The organism is Nocardia sp. NPDC058497 (assembly GCF_042720195.1).
Taxonomy (GTDB): Bacteria; Actinomycetota; Actinomycetes; order Mycobacteriales; family Mycobacteriaceae; genus Nocardia.
The window spans coordinates 1-17980 of record NZ_JBHXMY010000060.1; the positions used below are offsets into that span (position 1 = coordinate 1).

At 68.4% G+C, this 17980-nt stretch carries 17 protein-coding genes; 2 read left to right on the forward strand and 15 right to left on the reverse strand.

Going from position 1 to position 17980, the window contains the following annotated elements:
* Positions 1 to 276: 276 nt before the first annotated feature.
* The 10 genes from ACFWPJ_RS06900 to ACFWPJ_RS06945 all read right to left on the reverse strand — a co-directional run bounded on the left by ACFWPJ_RS06900 (position 277) and on the right by ACFWPJ_RS06945 (position 12114).
* Positions 277 to 1041: an HpcH/HpaI aldolase/citrate lyase family protein gene (locus ACFWPJ_RS06900; RefSeq protein WP_378848139.1), complete on the reverse strand. Its 765-nt coding sequence runs from the start codon at positions 1039 to 1041 to the stop codon at positions 277 to 279.
* Positions 1038 to 2252 (reverse strand): type III PLP-dependent enzyme, encoded by a 1215-nt coding sequence (locus ACFWPJ_RS06905; protein WP_378848141.1) that lies wholly within the window; start codon positions 2250 to 2252, stop codon positions 1038 to 1040. Before ACFWPJ_RS06905 ends, ACFWPJ_RS06900 begins: the two co-directional genes overlap by 4 nt.
* The gene (locus ACFWPJ_RS06910) at positions 2249 to 3979 is read right to left on the reverse strand and encodes an IucA/IucC family protein (RefSeq protein WP_378848144.1); all 1731 of its coding nucleotides are present in this window, start codon (positions 3977 to 3979) and stop codon (positions 2249 to 2251) included. The genes ACFWPJ_RS06905 and ACFWPJ_RS06910 overlap by 4 nt, the downstream gene beginning before the upstream one ends.
* A gap of 16 nt (positions 3980 to 3995) precedes the next feature.
* The gene (locus ACFWPJ_RS06915) at positions 3996 to 5195 is read right to left on the reverse strand and encodes an MFS transporter (protein ID WP_378848147.1); all 1200 of its coding nucleotides are present in this window, start codon (positions 5193 to 5195) and stop codon (positions 3996 to 3998) included.
* Positions 5192 to 6970 carry an IucA/IucC family protein gene (locus ACFWPJ_RS06920; RefSeq protein WP_378848150.1) on the reverse strand — a complete coding sequence of 593 codons (1779 nt, stop codon included), beginning with the start codon at positions 6968 to 6970 and terminating at the stop codon, positions 5192 to 5194. The genes ACFWPJ_RS06915 and ACFWPJ_RS06920 overlap by 4 nt, the downstream gene beginning before the upstream one ends.
* Complete coding sequence (locus tag ACFWPJ_RS06925; protein WP_378848153.1) at positions 6967 to 8157, reverse strand: acetyl-CoA carboxylase biotin carboxylase subunit family protein; 1191 nt, start codon at positions 8155 to 8157, stop codon at positions 6967 to 6969. Before ACFWPJ_RS06925 ends, ACFWPJ_RS06920 begins: the two co-directional genes overlap by 4 nt.
* A 33-nt stretch (positions 8158 to 8190) precedes the next feature.
* Complete coding sequence (locus tag ACFWPJ_RS06930) at positions 8191 to 9207, reverse strand: ABC transporter substrate-binding protein (RefSeq protein ID WP_378848156.1); 1017 nt, start codon at positions 9205 to 9207, stop codon at positions 8191 to 8193.
* Positions 9208 to 9278: 71 nt separating this feature from the next.
* Complete coding sequence (locus ACFWPJ_RS06935) at positions 9279 to 10118, reverse strand: ABC transporter ATP-binding protein (protein WP_378848158.1); 840 nt, start codon at positions 10116 to 10118, stop codon at positions 9279 to 9281.
* Positions 10115 to 11134 carry a FecCD family ABC transporter permease gene (locus ACFWPJ_RS06940; protein ID WP_378848161.1) on the reverse strand — a complete coding sequence of 340 codons (1020 nt, stop codon included), beginning with the start codon at positions 11132 to 11134 and terminating at the stop codon, positions 10115 to 10117. The genes ACFWPJ_RS06935 and ACFWPJ_RS06940 overlap by 4 nt, the downstream gene beginning before the upstream one ends.
* Complete coding sequence (locus tag ACFWPJ_RS06945; protein ID WP_378848163.1) at positions 11131 to 12114, reverse strand: FecCD family ABC transporter permease; 984 nt, start codon at positions 12112 to 12114, stop codon at positions 11131 to 11133. Before ACFWPJ_RS06945 ends, ACFWPJ_RS06940 begins: the two co-directional genes overlap by 4 nt.
* Before the next feature lie 496 nt (positions 12115 to 12610).
* Here ACFWPJ_RS06945 and ACFWPJ_RS06950 point away from each other — a divergent pair, with 496 nt between their 5' ends.
* Both ACFWPJ_RS06950 and ACFWPJ_RS06955 read left to right on the forward strand, forming a co-directional pair.
* Entirely contained in the window at positions 12611 to 13177 is a 567-nt protein-coding gene (locus tag ACFWPJ_RS06950; RefSeq protein ID WP_378848165.1) for a nucleoside deaminase, read from the forward strand.
* A 1-nt stretch (position 13178) separates the two neighbouring features.
* Entirely contained in the window at positions 13179 to 14144 is a 966-nt protein-coding gene (locus ACFWPJ_RS06955) for an antibiotic biosynthesis monooxygenase (protein WP_378848168.1), read from the forward strand.
* Positions 14145 to 14159: 15 nt separating this feature from the next.
* On the opposite strand, the gene ACFWPJ_RS06960 is transcribed toward ACFWPJ_RS06955, so the two are convergent.
* The 5 genes from ACFWPJ_RS06960 to ACFWPJ_RS06980 all read right to left on the reverse strand — a co-directional run.
* Positions 14160 to 14546, reverse strand: coding sequence for a hypothetical protein (locus ACFWPJ_RS06960; RefSeq protein WP_378848180.1), 387 nt, complete (start codon positions 14544 to 14546; stop codon positions 14160 to 14162).
* Positions 14547 to 14784: 238 nt separating this feature from the next.
* Positions 14785 to 16563, reverse strand: coding sequence for a hypothetical protein (locus ACFWPJ_RS06965; protein ID WP_378848171.1), 1779 nt, complete (start codon positions 16561 to 16563; stop codon positions 14785 to 14787).
* Positions 16564 to 16698: 135 nt separating this feature from the next.
* Positions 16699 to 17196 (reverse strand): hypothetical protein, encoded by a 498-nt coding sequence (locus tag ACFWPJ_RS06970; RefSeq protein WP_378848173.1) that lies wholly within the window; start codon positions 17194 to 17196, stop codon positions 16699 to 16701.
* Between the two features lie 106 nt (positions 17197 to 17302).
* Positions 17303 to 17728, reverse strand: a complete 426-nt coding sequence (locus ACFWPJ_RS06975) for a hypothetical protein (RefSeq protein WP_378848176.1) — start codon at positions 17726 to 17728, stop codon at positions 17303 to 17305.
* The coding region (locus ACFWPJ_RS06980) for a hypothetical protein (RefSeq protein ID WP_378848178.1) at positions 17715 to 17980 on the reverse strand (266 nt) is incomplete at its 5' end. The genes ACFWPJ_RS06975 and ACFWPJ_RS06980, both read right to left, overlap by 14 nt.

Consider the following 17980-nt stretch of genomic DNA (forward strand, 5'->3'; position numbering starts at 1 on the left):
CCCGCGTCGGTGCCGATGATCGTGGATTCCCCGGTGGTGCTCGCGGTGTAGTTGACAACTGTTTCGCCGGGCGCGGCCGCGCTGGTGGCGGTGGTGAGGCCGAGAGCGGCCGTGAGCGCGACGGCTGTGGCCGTGGCGCGCAGGGTGGTGATGTTCCTCATCGAAATGCTTCTCTTTCTGGTTTCAGGGTTCTCGTTCCGGGACTTCCAGGCCTTGCCCGGATCTCGCTGGTGCGTCGCGCTATTCCTTCCGGTGCAGGCTGACGGCGCGGGGCGGTCAGGGCGACAGGTCGGCCAGGTTGGCGCGCAGCGCTGTCGCGGCGAGATCGGCGGCGTCACCACAGGCGAAGGCGCGCACACCTGCCTTGCGCCAGAACGCGTGACGCTCCGGTGTGCGGACGAGCGCGCAGAACGCGACATCGTGGGTCGCGCAGCTCTCGTGTAGCCGCGTCACCGCCGACAGCACTGCCTCATGCCGCAATTGCCAGGGCACGCCCAAGGATTGGGAGAGGTCCGCGATGCCGGGCAGGACCATGTCGATGCCGCCGCCGCGCAGGATGTCATCTATCGAGTCGACCGCGTCGGCGTCTTCGATCAAGGCGATGAGCATGACGTCGGTATTGGCGCGACGGCACTGTTCGACCGGGTCGCTCAGCCCGTAGCGCGCCGCTCGCCCGCTGCCGAGCGATCGCATGCCGACGGGTGCGTAGTAGGCCGCCCGCACCGCCGCGTCGACATCGGCGCGACTGCGCACGTGTGGCACGACGATGCCGAGCACCCCGGCGTCGAGTCCGCGCAGGATGGTGGCGGTGTCGTGCGGGGCCACGCGCAGGAAGGGCGTCAAGCCCGCGGCCTGCGCGGCGCGGATCAGGTTCTCGAGATTCTGTGGATCCAGCAGCGTGTGTTCGGCGTCGATGACGACGAAGTCGTATCCGGCCCAGCCGATCATCTCGACCAGGGCGGGTGCGGGAATCGAACAGAACAGCCCGTGTACCTGTTCCCCGTCGGCCAGCTTGCGCCGGACCCGGTTGACCGGTGTCATCGGCCCACCCTGGCGCCGTCGGCGTAGTGGAAGGTCGGTGGCGGGTGCATCAGGAAGTCGTGATGGGAGATGTTCCAGGCGTAGGCGCCGGCGAGTCCGAACACGATCCGATCGCCTGCCCGCAAGGGATCGGCCGAGACATTCTGTGCCAATTGGTCTTTGGGTGTGCACAGCTGTCCGGCGACCGTGACGGGCGAGGTCGCGGCGCGCGGTCTGGCCCACGGGTGGCCCCAGGTGTCGACCGGAACCACCGCGCAGGGCTGGCTGTGGCCTTTGGTCGCGGGCGTGCGCAGATGGTGCGTGCCGCCACGCACGATGGCGAATTCGCCGCCGTGACTGGACTTCACATCGAGCACGTCGGTGGCGTACCAACCGCAGTAGGCGGTCAGCGACCGGCCCGGTTCGATGCGCAGCCGCAGCTCCGGCGTGGGACGCACGAGCTCGTCGAGCGCCCCGCCGTAGGCGGCCCAGTCGAAGCGGCGGTGCGGCGCGGTGTAGTCGACGTTCATGCCGCCGCCGATGTTCACCTCGGTGAGTGCGACATCGTGGCGATCGGCCGCCGCACGCGCCCACCGGAGCACCGACGCGGCCACGGCGGCCAGTTCCGGCGCCTCGAGTCCGCTGGTGAGGTGGGCGTGCACGCCACGCCAGCGCAGTCCCGGATACCGGCCGCCGGCCAGCTCGGCCAGCAGCGTGTCGGCGTCGTGCGGATCGAGGCCGAAGGGGGTGGGGCGCCCGCCCATCGCCAGGGCGCTGTCGGCCAGTGTGCGTGAATCGAGCGGCAGATTCACTCGCAGCAACACCTCGACCGGCTGGGTCGCCTGGTCGGTGAGCGCTCCCAGCGCCCGCAGCTCTCCGGCACTCTCGACGTGGATGCGGTGCACTCCGTGATCGAGGGCCGCCCGCAGCTCGGCGGCGGTCTTGCCCGGTCCGCCGAAGGCCAGCGGACGGCCGGGCACGGTGGCGGCCACGTGCGCGAGTTCACCACCCGACGACACTTCGAAGCCGTCGACCGACTCGGCGAGCACGGCGAGCACGCGCGGTTCGGGGTTCGCCTTGGCCGCGTAGTACAGCTCGACCTGGTCGGGCAGCGCGGCGCGCACCGCGGCGGCATGGTCGCGCAGGGCGTCCAGGTCGTAGAGATAGGCGGGAAGGTCGGCGTCGGCCAGGCTTGCCGCCCAGTCGGCCGCTGTCCGGGAGAGCGCGATCATCGGGTCAGCTCCGCGAGCGCGCTGGGGCTGTACCCGGCCAGCGGGGTAATCGTCAGCGGGGAGGGCAACCGGACGTATCCGGCGTCGCGATCCGGTTTCCGTTCCCACCGGGTGAGCAGATTCGCCTTGGCGGGCAGCGGTACCCCGGCCAGCAACGCGGCGAGGCGAGGGGGCTGCCCGGCCTGCGCCCAGTAGCGAGACATGGTGTCGCGCACCCGCTCCCAGAGCGTGGTCTCGAGAGCCGGGTGGAGATCAGCGAGCGCGGCCAGCATGTCGGCGATGTTGTTGACGACCAGGCAGTAGACGACGCGGTCCCAGCCGCGATGGGCGTCGTAGGTCATCCGCTGGGCGACCTCGGGCAGCAGGGTCGCCAGCACCGTTTCGTGCTGGTCGGCGAGCAGCTTGGTGCCTTCGAGGTCCCGGAACAGCACCTGCACCGGCATTCCGGCGCCGTCGACCCCGATCAGCACGTTCTGCAGGTGCGGTTCGAGCACTACGCCGAATTCGAAGTACGCGGCCAGAATCGGGGCGACGAGCAGCTCCAGGTAGGCGTCCCACCACCGCAACGCCTGTTGCGCGTCCTGATCGGGCAGCAGCCGGGAGATATGCGCGGGTCCTGTCGGGTACTCGTCGGCGACGGCGGCAGCCAGCAGTGCGGTGACGCCGGGACGCAACCGGCCCGACAGTCCCTCACGCACGATCACGCCGAAGCCCTCGAGCAGTTCGCGATCGGGCCCGCCGTCGATTCCGGGGAGGGCGAGGCTACGGTAGGCGGGTTCACGGAGCATCCCGCTGCCGGGGAAGCGGGTTTCCAGCCGGGCGAAGATCGGGGTCAGGATCCGGTCGAGGGTGACCGCGCCGGTCAGCTCGTACCACGCGTTCTTCCGCAGACAGTTGGTGATCCGGACGTTGAGGCTGAACTTTAGGAACATCGTCTCGTCGTAGACGGTCCGCACCGACGCGGTGGCGGCGAATTGCCTTGTCCCGACGCCGAGGTCGATGATGTCACCACGATCGATGGCTGCCTGCACGGCGGGCCGGGCGCGCATCATCTCGTATTGCCAGGGGTGGGCGGGCAGGAGCCGATACCCGACGGGCACCGTGGGGCCGAGGCTGTCCAGTGCGGCCGATGCCGCCGCGTCGGTGGTCTCCTCGGCGACGAGGTGAGTGCGTACGGCGAGCATGCGCAGCCCGAAGCAGGCACCGGCCTCAGGGGAGTACCTGGCCCACTGCTCAGCCGATCCGGTGCGGGCTTTCGGCGTGGGGTGGAAACGGTGGCCGAACACCAGTGAACGCTCCGAGGCCAGGTAGTCGAGGTCGCAGGCCATCGGCATCGACGCCAGTGTGGCGGCCAGCGTCGCATGGCTCGAGGCGATCTGGTCGAGGAATTCGTCGTTGGCCACGCCGTTGTGCAAGGTGAGCTCGTCGTGGGCGTACCGTGCCAGCGTCTGCCAGTCCACCGGCGTCCACTCCCCGCCGTGACGGTGCTCGACCGGACCGATGAAGCGATGCGCCCCGATCCGCGAGATCCGCCGTATCCGGATGCGCAACAGCACATCCCGGCGTGGCAGCCGCACGATCAGATGGTCACCGGTCACCGCGGATTGGCGCTCAGGGCCCGACACCTCGCGCAGCAGGCAATTGAGCAGGGTGTGGGCGACGGCGTCGTCGGCACTGGGCAGCGCGGAGGACGCGGTCGGTGTTGCGGACAGGGCGGTGTTCGACATGGACGACTCCATCGGGTCAGTGGACGGCGGTCCGGGTGCGCAGGACTGTGCCGGTCGTGATCGCCAGCGCGGCGGACGCGACGATCGCGCCCGCCACAGCTGGTGCGGCGGGACCGAATTCGAGATTCACGACGGTGGCGGTGAGACCGGCGGCGACCGCCCCGGCCTTGGCGAAGAATTCGAGCGAGCCGAACATCCGTCCCGCCGGGCGGCGCCGCGCGCAGCTCGCGGCGAGTGTGTTGCGGCCGAGCAGGCACAGCGTGAGACCGACCCCGAGCAGCACGCGGGTGAGGACGAATCCGGTCAGGCTGTCCGCCCACAGGTGTGCGGCCGAACCCAGCGCGAGGCAGCCGAATCCGATGATCACCAGGGTTGATGTGCCGAGCCGCACCACCCGCTGCGCGGTTGTCGCGGTGGCGAGATACACGAGGTGGGGCACGGCGAACAACACCCCGACCACGAGGGTCGGAGTATCGGGCAGGCGTTGTCCGATGAGTGCCTGTAGATAAGGAAAGGAGACGACCGTAGCGAAGACGAAACCGAACTCCAGCGCGAACAGCGCCCGGAGCGAGGCGGTGTCGTCGGTCTCGCTCCCGGTGGCGGCTCGCGACGACTCGTCGGCACCGGCCATGGGTTCCGGCAGACACGCCAGAATCAGCGCAGCGGCCAGCGGCAGCAAGGCCAGCACGAGATACTGCCGATGCGGCGACAACCACGGGGCGAGTGCCCCGACGGCGATGGGCGCGATGACCAGGGCAAGGCGGGCACTGCCCTGCAGCACGGTCAGCGCCCGCGCCAGGGCGGGTCCGCGCAACGAAGCACCGAGGTACCCGCTGGAGGCGGCGAAGGTGCCGCCGAGCACACCCTGCAGGATCAGCGCGGCGGCGAACATCGGCAGCGAGTCGGCCCATCCGGCCAGCAGGAACGCGGCCGCGAGACCGAGCTGGGCCCGCAGCAGCAGTCGCTTCTGGCCGTACCGATCGGCGAGCCTGCCCCACAGCGGGGCGCCGAGGCCGCCGAACACGGTCGGTACGACATAGAGCACTCCGGCCCACCGCGCCGTCGGGTCGCCGAGCTCGGGCAGGATCGTCGTCAGGAAGGGCGGCAGACCGAGCGCGGCGAAGGACGCGACGAAATAGCATCCCGCCACCGCGTAGATCTGATTTCCGCGTGCAGCCTCCGCACGCGGTGCCGGGGCGAGCGGCGCTCGGGTCACCGTGCCGCTCCGTGACGCAGGTAGTTGGGTCCGCTCGTGTAGTGCTTGTTGACATCGACGGCGCCGCTGCGCTGTTTGCTGAACAAGGTGCCCGCGCTGACCATCGCCTTCACCGGTAGTGACGGCGCTTCCAGCACGTCGGCGCGCAGCCTGTCGGCACACCGGCCGTCCAGGCGCGCGACAGCGTCCTCGAGCCGGTCGCGAACCATGTCGAGCAGTTCGGACAGCGGTGCCCGTCCCGTTTCGGCGAAGGCGAATGCGAAAGCCCCGGCACACAGGTGCACGGTGATCGTGGTGAACAGGTCGGTGAGCGGCCGGTCGTCGTCGACATTGATCCGGGAATCGGCGAATGTCACGGGTTCGTCGCCGAGCCGGTGCCGTAGCCGAGCGGTGTGCACCCGTGGGGTGTCGTTGTCCTTGAACAACAGTCGCAGCGTGGGGCCGCCTCGATCGTCGAGGACGAGGGAGATGTTCTGCTGATGCGATTCCAGTGCCAGGCCGTAGCCGAACAGCGTGGCCTGCCAGTCGAACAGCAGCTCGAGCCACGCGTCGAACAGGGCGATGACGTCGCCGCCGTAGAACCGGTCGGCCAGATGATCGATCACCGGGCGCCCGTCCTGTGCGCGGCTGAGCAGTGCGGCCATCGGAACGACCACGCAGCCGCGCACCGAGGGCGGGTCACGGCGGCACAGGACCGCCAGCAGCTCATGGGCGGCATGGGCGTAGACACTCTCGTCCATCAGCAGAATCCGGTCGCGAAAGCGGGCTTCCCTGGCCAGCACGGTGGTGAGCAAACGTTGGCACAACGCGCCGTCGGACAATGTCCTCGGCCGGATGGTGCGGACATTGCGGACCCCGAGCGTCGCGGTGGCCAGCGGCAGCTTGAGGTACTGGCCGGGTGCGTCGAGGCAGGCTACGGTCCGCATCGACAAAGTCGGTGTGACATCGAGGAACTCGCTGTCGAGCAGCACGGCGTGGCCGTCGACACCGAGCGATCGGATCGCCTCGTCCAGCCGCGGGCCGACGCTGAGCGGATGGACCGGCAGCAGCACGTGCGTCTCGGACAACTCCGCGGCGCCGAGCTGGGCGGGCGTCGGCCAGAAGGCGGGAAGTTCCAGCGTGCCGACGATGGTGACGTGCTCCACGGGGACCGCGAGCCATCGCAAGGCGAACGTGGGATGGAATTCCGGTGCGTAGGAACGTAACTGCGCGGTGGACAGTCCGGTGCGCGCTCGGGCCGCCGGGTAGACGGGGTGGTCGTGGCGGGCGGCGAGAGTGTCGAAGCCGAGGCCGGCCGTGCCGGTCCAGCGGTCGAGCTCACAGCCATAGGCGGCGATGAGCCGTGCCGTCGTGCGGCCGCGCGTCGCAGTGTGTAAACGCATGGCCGACAACGCGCTCGCGCATTCGGCGCCGAAATCGTCGAATCCGCTCCGATCGGTGGGATCGGCGAGTGCGGCGAACGCGCCGACGACGCCTGCCACCGAATCGATGAGGGCGCCCTCCGGTTCGCGCAGCAGCTCCGGTCGTCGCACGGTGTCGGTGCAGAGGAAACCGTCGGGTTCGACAGGCAGGCACAGGGTGACCGTGCCACCGCCGACAGTGCGGGTCAGGCGTAGCCATCGGCCGTCCGGTCTGGTCTCGGTGATCGCCCGGCTCCGCAGGCCGAGGACGTCCTCGCGCAGCATCGTCGCGAGCACGCGCTGCACCAGGGCGGATTCGTCGGCATCGGGCGCGAGGACGGGATCGCCGGGACCCGGGTAGGCGAGCACGGTCACGGGTGCACCTCCCATCGCTGCTCGGCCAGGAACCGGTCGGCGACCCGGTCGACGGCGGCGCTGTCGGGACCGACGGTGCGCAGGACGCCGACATAGTCGCGGTTGGTGAAGGAAAGCCGGTGGTGGCTCCCGACCGCACGCAGCGGTCGATAGGTGAGGTCGACGCCGTCGATCACCTCGGTCAGTGGCGCGGGAGCGGCGCGCAAGGTACCGGAGTCCGCGGCGCAGACGTGATCGATGCGGGCGTGGAAGCCGGTGCGTACCCCGAGATCGGCGGCCAGCGGTTCGCCGAGGTGCGTACGCAGGACATGCTCGAACAGGTCGATGCCGAGCACATCCCGCAAGGTCAGATCGCACTGGTCCCCGATGGTGCGATAGTTCACCTCGATCAGCCGGGCGCGGCCCTGGTCCACGACGAACTCGGTGTGGCAGGCGCCGAATCCGACACCGAGCGCGTCGAGCTGCTCGCACACCTGGCCGAGCACGGACGGCGGGTGCGCGGCGACGAAGGTATGGCGCAACTCGATGAAATGCGGTGGCTCGGTGAGGGTGGTGCGGAATCCGCCCAGCACATGGCGCCGTTCGCCGTCGCCGAGAGTCTCAACGGTGTACAGCTGCCCGGGCAGGTACTCCTCCACGACCAGCGGCACCAGGGGACGCCGCTGTCGAATGTGCTTGCCGCGCAGCACCAATTCCTCGATGTCGTGCACGAGGTGCACGTCCTCGCTGGCCACGCCTTCGCGCGGTTTGACCACACACGGCAACGGCACATCGAGGTCGGCCAGCGCCGTCGGGTCCTGGCGCGGACCGAGTTCGGCCGACCAGACCGCACCCAGCCCCGCCGCGGCAAGCCGGCGACGCATCTCCGCCTTGTTGTTCACGCGCAGCGTCGTGCGCCAGTCCTTACCGGGCAGACCGAAATACGCGGCGGCGATGGCGGCCGGGGTCTGCAGGTGGTCGCTGTTGGTGAAGACGGCGGCCGGTGCTGGACCCGCGGCGATCGCCGCGATGACCGCTTCGGGATCGCGGACATCGCAGCGGAGCGCGTCCACGTCCGGGTGGCGCAGCCGATGCGGCTCTGGGTCGTCACTGAGGATCGTGACGTCGACCCCGAGCGCGGCGGCGGCAGGCAAGTATCCGTCCGACACCGAGTCGGTGGGATTCAACGCGAGCAGATAGAGCTGCACGGCAAGCCCTTTCGTCTGGTACGGCGGAGGGGATTATTCGGCGGGCAGCGGCACGCCGGTGGCCTGGGCGATGTCGGCGAGCATGCGCTGCGCCGCTTGGACGCCGATGCCCGACATCCAGGTCTCGTCGGGTACCTCGTAGACCTTGCCGTCGCGGACCGCGCGCAGGTCCTTCCACACGGGGCTGCTGGTGACCGCGTTCTTCGGGGTCTTGCCCGGGTCGTCGATCGTGGCGACGAAGATCAGATCGGCGTCGGCCTTGTCGATCTGCTCGGCGCTGACTTCGGTCATCGTCTTCTTGGGATCGGTCGAGATCTGCGACGTGGGTCGGTTCAGCCCGACGTCGGCGAGGATGACGCCGCTGAACGAATTGGTCTGGTACAGCCGTGTCGGACCTGCCAGGAACCGCACGACCGAGGCGCTGGGCATGGTGCCGTTCGCCGCGGATTTGATGCCCTCGCCGAGGGCGCGGGCCCGGTCCTCGTACTTGCGCAGGGCTGTCGCCGCGGCCTGATCACGGCCGAGGGCGGCGGCGTGCACCGCCAGGTTGGCTTTCCACGGGCCGCCGGTGGTCTCGGTGAGGACGGTGGGCGCGATGCCGCTGAGTTTGTCGTAGATCTTGTCGTGGCGGACCTTCGAGGACAGGATCAGATCGGGCTTCAGCGAGGCGATGCGCTCGAGGTTCGGCTCCAGCAGCGGACCGACGTCGCTGACCTTGTCGAGTCCGCTCTTCAGGTAGTCGGGGAACCCGCCCGTGGTCTTGGTGTGCGGGACGACAGCGCCAACCGGGGTAACTCCCAGGAGCGTGACCGAGTCGAGTTCCGCGGTGTCGAGGACGACGACACGCTGCGGTGCGCGCGGGATCGTCACCTGGCCCTTGGCCGTGTCCAGGGTCCGGGGAAAAGTCGCCGACTCGCCGGCGGCGACCGTGGAATCCGGTGCCGTGGAGTCGGTTCCGCAGCCGGCGAGTGCCGAGATCGCGATCACGGCACCTGCGGTCGCGGCGCCGATCCGACGGGATTCGGGCAGGCGGAAACGCCGAATGGACATGGCTGGTCCTCATTTCTGATGGAGCGAACGCGACGGATCCGGAGTCGGGCGTCGCCGGTGAAGGATCTGGGTCAGGCCCGGGCAGCGGTGGATGCGCGCCGGGCGCTGGTATCTCGGGCGCCGCGGCCGCGGGGAACCACGAGCGGCGTGCCGGTCTCGGGATCGGGGATGACGCGGCACTCGACATCGAAGACGGTGCGCACGAGGTCGGCGTCGAGAATGTCGGCAGGTGGTCCGGCCGCGGCCAGGCGGCCGTCGTGCAGCACGACGAGATGGTCGGCGTAGCGGGCGGCCTGACCGAGGTCGTGCAGCACCATGATCACCGTGCGTCCCGCTTCCGCGTGCAGGTCGGTGACCAGGTCGAGCACGTCGAGCTGGTGGCGCAGGTCGAGAAATGTCGTCGGCTCGTCGAGGAGCAGGAGATCGGAGTCCTGGGCCAAAGCCAGTGCGATCCAGGCTCGTTGGCGTTGGCCGCCGGAGAGCTGATCGACCGGCACGTCGCGCAGCGGCGTGGTCGCGGTGCGGGACAAAGCGTCCTCGACAGCCGATTGATCGGTCGCCGACCACGGGCGCAGGAGTTTCTGGTGCGGATAGCGGCCGAGCCGAACCAGCGACTCGACGGTGATCGCCTCCGGCGTCACCGGTTGCTGGGGGAGCAGCCCCAGCCGCAGCGCGAGGGCACGCGCCGGGAGCCGGTGGATGTCGGCACCGTCGAGGGTGACCGTGCCGGCCGCCGGGCGCAGCAGCCGGGTGAGACCCCGTAGCAGCGTCGACTTTCCGCAGGCATTGGGGCCGACGATGGCGGTGACGGCGTTACCGGGCAGCGTGAGGTCGAGCCCGTCGACCACGACGCGTTCGCCGTAGTTCAGCGACAGCGCCCGCGTGGCAAGGACATTGCGGCTCTCGTTCATGCGGTCCTCCTGGTGGCTGGGCTGCTGTCGCGGACCAGCAGCCACAGCAGCCATGGCGCGCCGACCGTGGTGGTGACGACACCCACCGGCAACCCGTGGACCGGCAGCAGATGCTGCGCGGTGAAGTCCGCGGCGACCAGCAGGCTCGCCCCGGCCAGCGCGGTGACCGCGAGGGTCACCGGCGTGGGTGGTCCGCACAGCAGCCGCACGATCTGCGGTACCGCCAACGCGACGAACACGATGGGGCCCGAGATCGCGACCGAGAGCGCCGCCATCGCTACCGCGGTGATCAGCAACCGCAGGCGGGCGGAGTCCACACCGATCCCGAGCGCGCCCGCAGAGTCGTCGCCGAGGTCGAGGACGGCCAGGGTCCGGTACTGGGCGAAAAGCAGTACCAGCACGAGCACGCAGCCGATGGCCGCTCCGCTCACCTCCGGCCACGTCCGGCCGTAGAGCGAGCCCGCGGTCCAGTGCATCGCCGATCCGGCGAGCTCCCTGGGGAACCGGACGATGACGAGGTTCACCGCGGCCGCCAGACCGGCCTGGATCGCCAGCCCGACGAGCACCAGCCGGGCGGTCGACAGCTGCGATTTCCATCCGATCGCGCCGAGGGCCAAGGCAGCGAACATCCCGCCCGCGAGCGCGGCGAACGGGATGGCAGATTGGCTCGCCCCAGCCGCGAGGACGATCACCGCGCCGAACGAGGCGCCACCGGTCACGCCGATCACGTCGGGCGAGGCGAGGGGGTTGCGGAACAGCCGCTGCAGGACCGCGCCCGCGGTGGCCAGGCCGGCGCCGGCGATGATGCCTGCGGCCAGCCGCGGCGCTCGGAATTCCTGTACGACGAAGACGTCGCCGCGATCGCCGAAGCCGACGGCGGCGGCCGCTGCGGTGGCCGCGCTCATCGACACTTCCCCCGTGGTGAGCGCGGCGCTGGTGAACGCGCCCAGCGCGAGGAGGCAGACCGTCGCGACGATCGGAGTCGTCCAGCGGGACAGGGAGGCTCGGGTGATCATCGGATCTGCCTCCGGCTCGCGAGGACCGCGAGCAGCGGCGCGCCGACAAAGGCGGTCACGATGCCGACCTCCACCTCGGTGGGCGGTGCGATGAGCCTGCCGACGACGTCAGCGGCCAGGAGCAGTAATGGTCCGGCGATGAGGCAGCCCGGGATGAGCACGCGATGGTCGGCACCCAGCAGCAAGCGGACCAGGTGTGGCGCGGCGAGCCCGATGAACGCGATGGGCCCGGCGACCGCGACGGCCGACCCGGCGAGCAACACCACGGCCACCATTCCGGCGGCTCTTATCCGTCCGACCGGCACGCCGAGAGCTGCCGCGGCTTCGTCGCCGAGGGCCAGCGTGTTCAGCGTGGCGGCGATGGCCAAGCCGATCAGCGCGCCGAGAGCGAAGGCGGGAAGGAGGGGAACCAGGATCGAGATGTCCCGTCCCGCAATCGATCCCACCAGCCAGAAGCGAGCTTCGTCGAGGGTGCGTTCACTGAACAACAGCACTGCGGAGGTCCACGACGCCAAGACCAACTGGACGACAGTGCCGCCGAGGACCAGTCGAATCGGGTCCACGCCACCGGCCCGCCTGCCGAGAGCGAGTGTGAACACCGCGGCGGTGGCAGCCCCCGCGAAGGCGAACCACACATACTGGCCGGGTTGGGAGAGACCGAGGGCGTAGATCGCGGTCACAACGGCGAGTGCGGCTCCGGCATTGATGCCGAGGGTGGTGGGAGCGGCCAGCGAATTGCGGGTGACCCCCTGGACAATCGCGCCCGCCAGGCCGAGCGCCGCGCCGACCGCAATCCCGACGAAGGTCCGCGGCACCCGCATTCCCATGATCACTGCCGCGTCGCGTCCATGGGCGCGGCCGAGCAGAGCATCGACTACCGCGGATGCCGAGATATCCCGTGAGCCGAGCGCCATGCTCAGTCCAGCGCACAGCACCAGTGCCGCAACCCCTGACACGAGCACCACGAGCGGGTGCCGCATCAGGGAGCGATGCGATGTGCCTATCACTGTCATGGGCCGAGAGCTTAGGTAAGCGGTGCCTAAGTTTGTCAACGTGCTCGATCCGGGCCGGTGCTGTTCGGAGTCGAGCGGTCCGCCCGGCGTAGTGCATCGGTGGTGTTTAACATCGGATGGATCTGAGCCTTGATCGACAAGCGCCCGCAGGTCGTCGACCTTTGCTGGCGTGTTGGACGGCTTCGTGGAGGCGGCCGGGTATGTGACGTTTCGGCGTTTTACATACCTCTGTCGGTGAACTAAACGTGAGTAGTGTCATCTCACGCCCCTGGCCGCGGAGTGCACATCGCCACCACGCCGACCGTGTTGTCCTGGGTCTACATCACTCTGTCGCTATTCCGCACAGGTCGGGCGGGAGGTAGATTCGACTGTGCGGTGGAGGCCGAATTGATCGTGTGGCCGTGGCCGCTACGGCGCGAACAGCCGTTAAATCACATCCATACTCTCGCGAGGTGTAATTGCGATGACACCGGATGAACTCATGGAAGAGGCCTGCAGGCTGGCAATAGAGTCGGTCGATAACGATTGGGGTGGGCCGTTCGGCGCCGTCATCGCGAAGGACGGAGTGATCGTCGCGCGCGGGCAGAATCGGGTGCTACTCACCGGCGATGCCACCGCGCACGCCGAAATCGAATCCATCCGCAAGGCGACCCAGGTAATCAATGGCGAAGCGCCGAGTATTGCCAAAGAACACCAGAACGAGTCGACGCTCGAATTGGTCCCGCGGCCTGCGGGATCCGCCGACAAGCTGCCGGAGCGGGCGAAAATGTTGATGGGGATGGAGATCTTCATCAGTGGTGCCCCCTGTCCCATGTGCATGAGCGCGATTTATTGGGCGCGGCTGGACGCCGTGCATTTCGCGAGCGATCTGGCGGACACCAGTGAAATCGGCTTCGACGACGCGTTTCAATACGAGGACTTTACGAGGCCGCTGTCCGAGCGGCGCGTGAAAATCGAACAGTTCCGCAGTGATCTGGGCGCCGAAGCGTACAAGACCTGGGCCGAAAAACCCGATAAGCACCCGTACTGACATGTCCGCCGCGAAAGCTGGATCGCCGAGGCAGGCCCCGGCGACGGTGGTCATCACCCAGCAGCTTCGAGCCGGTCGCGAGGCCGAGTTCCGGCGGTGGCAGACGGCGGTGAACGATGCCGCGGCGGAGTTCCCGGGGTTTCTCGGCGCCGACGTCACACCGCCGGGCGACGCGCAGTCCGAGTGGTCGGTCGTGTACCGGTTCGATGACATCGTCAACCTGAAGCGCTGGCTCGGCAGCGATACGCGAGCCGGGCTCCTCGCAAGCGGAACCGAGCTCTTCGAGCGTCCGTCGACGCAGCATGTGCTGGTCGACGAACCGGAGGACGCGGGAGTGACCGTCGTCGTTTCGCATCCGGTCGCGGCCGACCGGGAATCGGAATTCATCGCCTGGCAGGACCGCGTGACCGAGGTCGAGCGGACATTTCGGGGCTTTCGCGGATCCGAGCTGCACCGGCCGATTCCGGGTGTTCAGAACGAGTGGACGATCATCTATTCCTTCTCGTCGGCCGAGAACCTCAACCGCTGGCTCGAATCGCCCCAGCGCAAGGCGCTGCTCGCGGAAGCCCCGGACTTCAGGGACTTCGAGGTGCATCGCATCGCCAACCCCTACGGGTCGTGGTTTCCGCCGAGCAAGACCGGCGAGGAAGACGGTCCCGCGTCGTGGAAGACGGCGCTGTCGGTCCTGGTGGGGCTGTATCCGACCGTCGTGATCCTCACCCTGATCATCACCGAGATCTGGCCGGGCGGGCAGCTGTGGATCAGCTTGCTGATCGGGAACATCCTGTCGGTCAGCCTGCTGACGTGGGTGGTGATGCCGGTCGTCACCCGCGCGCTGGGATTCTGGATGCAACCGGGCCGCGATCCCCGCACCGACATGGTCGGCCTCGCCTGTTCGGTGGGCTTCCTGACGCTCGCCGCGGTGTTCTTCTACCTCGTGACGCGAGTGTTCTGGACGCTTCCGTGACGCTGGCAGCCGCAATCAGGGCGTATCCAGCACACCTGCCGGGACCCCGTAAGGCAGAAAACGCACCCGACGCCGATCGTCGGTGTTGTCGCGATGCGCGCGCAAGGCCTCGAGCTCGTTCGGAAAGACCTGATCGATCCTGGCCTGGCCGTCGTCATCGATGGTGTAGATCGCCCACACCCCGCTACCGGTCTCCCCGGCCGTCGGCGGCTCGGCTTCCGGTGGACGTTGCGGTTGGACAAGCTGCCCGAGCAGCGACGTCAGCGAACCGACACCGACCTGATCTACCCGATCCAGGTATCCACCGGCCTTTCCGACAAGCTCGCGGAGCTCGTTTCCTGCCTCCCGTAGTGCACGTTCGAAATCTTCCGGATCGATGCCGAAAGGCCCGTTGGTTGCCATCGCATGTCCTCCTGAGGACGAGGTGGGCGCTACGCCCTCAGTGTCCTCGCGAAATGACAGCTTCGCCACGACGAGTCCGGCTGACGGCCGAAGGCTTGGTTGTCTGGCTCTCACCGGCGTTACAGGCAGTGTTCACTACTGTGAGGCCGCCTGGATCTGAGGATCGTGGATGGCGAAATTGGGGGGGAGGAGGAGGACGTGTGATGCGACCGGATTGGACGAGGTTGCGACGCCGTGGTCATCGCCCACGTTCTTTCCCTCGCTCCGGCCCATCACGTCCCCGCTGGCGCGTCCTGCCGCTCGGGTGTCTCTCCCTTGCCTTCCGCCGCTCCAACTCCAGTGCGTCCCGCTTTCGCTCCAGATCCTCTACCGAGATCGCAACAGCGGTGGTCGGGCGGCCCTGATCAACCATCTGCCGGACCTGCACCAACTCCAGGTCCGCACCTCGCTCCACCAGCTGGATCTGCTTCGCGATCGCCACCTCCTGGCTTTCTCTGCCGACGACAATGGTGCGGTCGCCGGCCTCGATCACATACGCGCGGGCGGCCTTATCCTCCCGGGCGTTGCCCTTCGCGAGCTCGGTCACGGCGCGCGCGTCCACGCCCTTCTCGGTCAGCCGTTTCGCGTCCATCCGAAGGTCTTTGGCCAGCAGCTGGTACTGCTGACCGCGTTTCGCGTCATCGAGCTGGTCGACGCCACGCGGCGCCGCCTGCTCCCGGGCGGCCTGCTCCAAGGTCCTGTTGTAGCGGTCGACAACCCGCTGCATCAGCTCACGGTTTTCCCGCTCCCGCACCTCCCGGGCCTGGGCCTCGCGGGCCTTCTCCTGCGCCCGCGCCTCCCGCTCCCGTACTTCACGCTCGGCGGCCTGCACGTGCTCGACGGTCACCTGCCCGGGATTGTCGCGCTGCTGCTCCAGCACCAACTGGACCACCGCGTGATGCAGCGGTGTCGGCAATACCAGCTTCGATAGGGCCTCGCGTTCCTGCTGTGCCCGCTCGGCACTGGTGCGGTGATTCGCCGCCCGCGACATCTCTGCCCGCGCCTTCTCCATCGACTGCGCCATGGCGATCAGCGTCGGGTCCGCGCCCGCCAACTCGCGCAGCTTAATGTCCTTGACCGGCACCCGATTCGGGCCAGGGACACGTACTGCCGCTACGGCAGACAGTATGATCTCGCGGTCGATCCGTGCGGCCATCTGCGACAGGTTTTCGTGCCGTTCTTCACGCTGCTGCGCCTGCACCAGCTCAACGATCTGAGCCTCTCGCAACCGCAGCTGGGTACGCTCACGAGCGATCTTGTCGCGCTCCTGCGTGATGCGCTTGTCGACCTCCAGCATGTTGGCGAACTCGACCCGCGCCCCGGCCAGCACCTCGAGACCGATCGGGTCGCCGCGCTCTTTCGCCTTCTCGATCTCCTGGATGAATCCCTTCAGCGCGCGCGGAGCGTGCTGCAGCTCCGGGGACTGACGAACCTTCTCGATCAGGTGCCCGAGCTTCTGCATCACCCGCGCTTGCACGATCGGGCGGCCGGCGTCCACGCAGCGCTGAAACTCGCGCTCAGACATCTCGATCAACACGAACTTGCCGGGGAAGTCCTTCGCGAGCTGGCGGGCTTCCTTCAGTACCTCCGGGTGCGGGGGCTGCGCGGCCCGGATGACGTACTCGCTGAGATCCTGGGTCAGCCCCTTGGCAAGGATCTCTCGTTCCTTGTAGAGCTGCCGCAGCCCTTCCTTCTTGCTGACCCATCCCGCCTTGTACTCGGTGGTCGTGTTCACGATGGGACGACCGAACTTCTCGGTGACACGGGCAGTGTCGTGGCGGCGCGGACCGAGAGAGGTCTTCTGTGGGTGTTCGTGCCGCCACCCCTGCTCCGGCGTGCGGCCCTGCAGGTGCTGGTGCCCGAACATCATCATGTCGTGCAACAGCTGGCGGTCACCCCACAGCTCCACCTGCCGCTGCCAGTCCAGGGGCCCACGGATCTTGTCGATCTGCGTGGCGGCCTCGGCGATCTTCGCCATCACGTAGGCCTTGTGCCCACTGTCGCCCGCCTCGGTGAGACCTCGGTCAGTGCGGGGGACTACGTCACGCGCGGGCTCACCGCCGAATACGGGATCGGTCACCGTGGGCCCCCGTCAGGGGGGGCGCAGCGAGGGTTACACCACGGAGCGGGTCGCGGCCTCTCGGCTCCAGGCGATGAGCCGGTCCAGTTCCAACGCCAACCCGCCAGGCTGGCGGTCGTAGACGACGTTGCGGATCGACACTCCAGGGTCGGTCCAGAACACATGCCCCGGGAACTCCATCGCGGGAACCAGCGGTAGGTCCTCGTAGAGCTTGACCCACACCCACTTGCCGACGCCCACGGCACGCAGATAGATATGGCCGATGCCGCGGGCGCACACGTCCAGCCACGCCGCTTCGTCGTCTGTACAGGTGGCTTGCGGGTTCGGGAACCGGGCGAATCCGGCTTCCTCGATCGCGACAAGACCGGCGACGGTCCAAGGGTCGTCCAGGTCAGCCAGGCCAGGAACCAGGGCGATGAGCTGGGCGAGGTCTTCGGCCTCGCGGTCCAGCCACGCCCGGAACTCTGGGGACCGCTGCTGTTTCGCGAGGCGGCGGAGTTCGATTTCCGAGTACGGTCGGTCTTCGCCCATAGTGGGTGCCCTTCCGGTGTGCTCGTGCCGAGTGTGATCCGGTCTGCGTAGATAAGCGTAGTCACAGGAAATCCTTCAGAACCAGAGCCCGCCACGTCCCGCGCGCTCAAGAACTCACAGAGCGGGATGGGCTCCACGCGCCTCCATTGCGATCGAGCGCGGTCCGGAGGTGAGCGATGTCGACTGTCGTTGAGCCGCCGTCGCGGGCGATCCGTTCGGCGACCTCGAGCAGGCGCTGCAGCGCAGGCGAATACAGCGCTTCGACTTCGATCACGTCGACCACCACGCGATCCGGCTCATCCGGTTCGGCGATCGCGGCCAGTGCACCAGCGATATCGGCATACAGGTCGTCATCGGGGTGCGGCCCGACAGCGAATACGGGTCCGACGTGCCCGGTCTCGTTGACGGGGTGCCAGGTATTGAGCCAGCCCGCGACCCGGGGCTGGTCGGCTTCGACGACATCGCGCATCGCGTCGGCGACCGCCGACCGCACCGCCGGGAGCGTGCCCGGCTCGTGCTCAATACCCGACACGACGATCCAGCCTCATCAGGCCGGCACCGACCAGGACATTGATCGCGGCCATCTTCCGCGGGCAAATGGTGCGGTCACAGCCACGCTGAGCCTGGACTGTCTTGCGTGCCTGGTCGATTGAGAACCGCACTACTGGTGCCGAGTGCACGATCACCGTGGTGCGGCCGGTCTGCTCGTCGTCCTGAGCGATCGCGGCACGGGCTGCCTCGCGAGCGAGCCTCGCCTGTATCGCGTCGACCGTCAGCGCTCGGG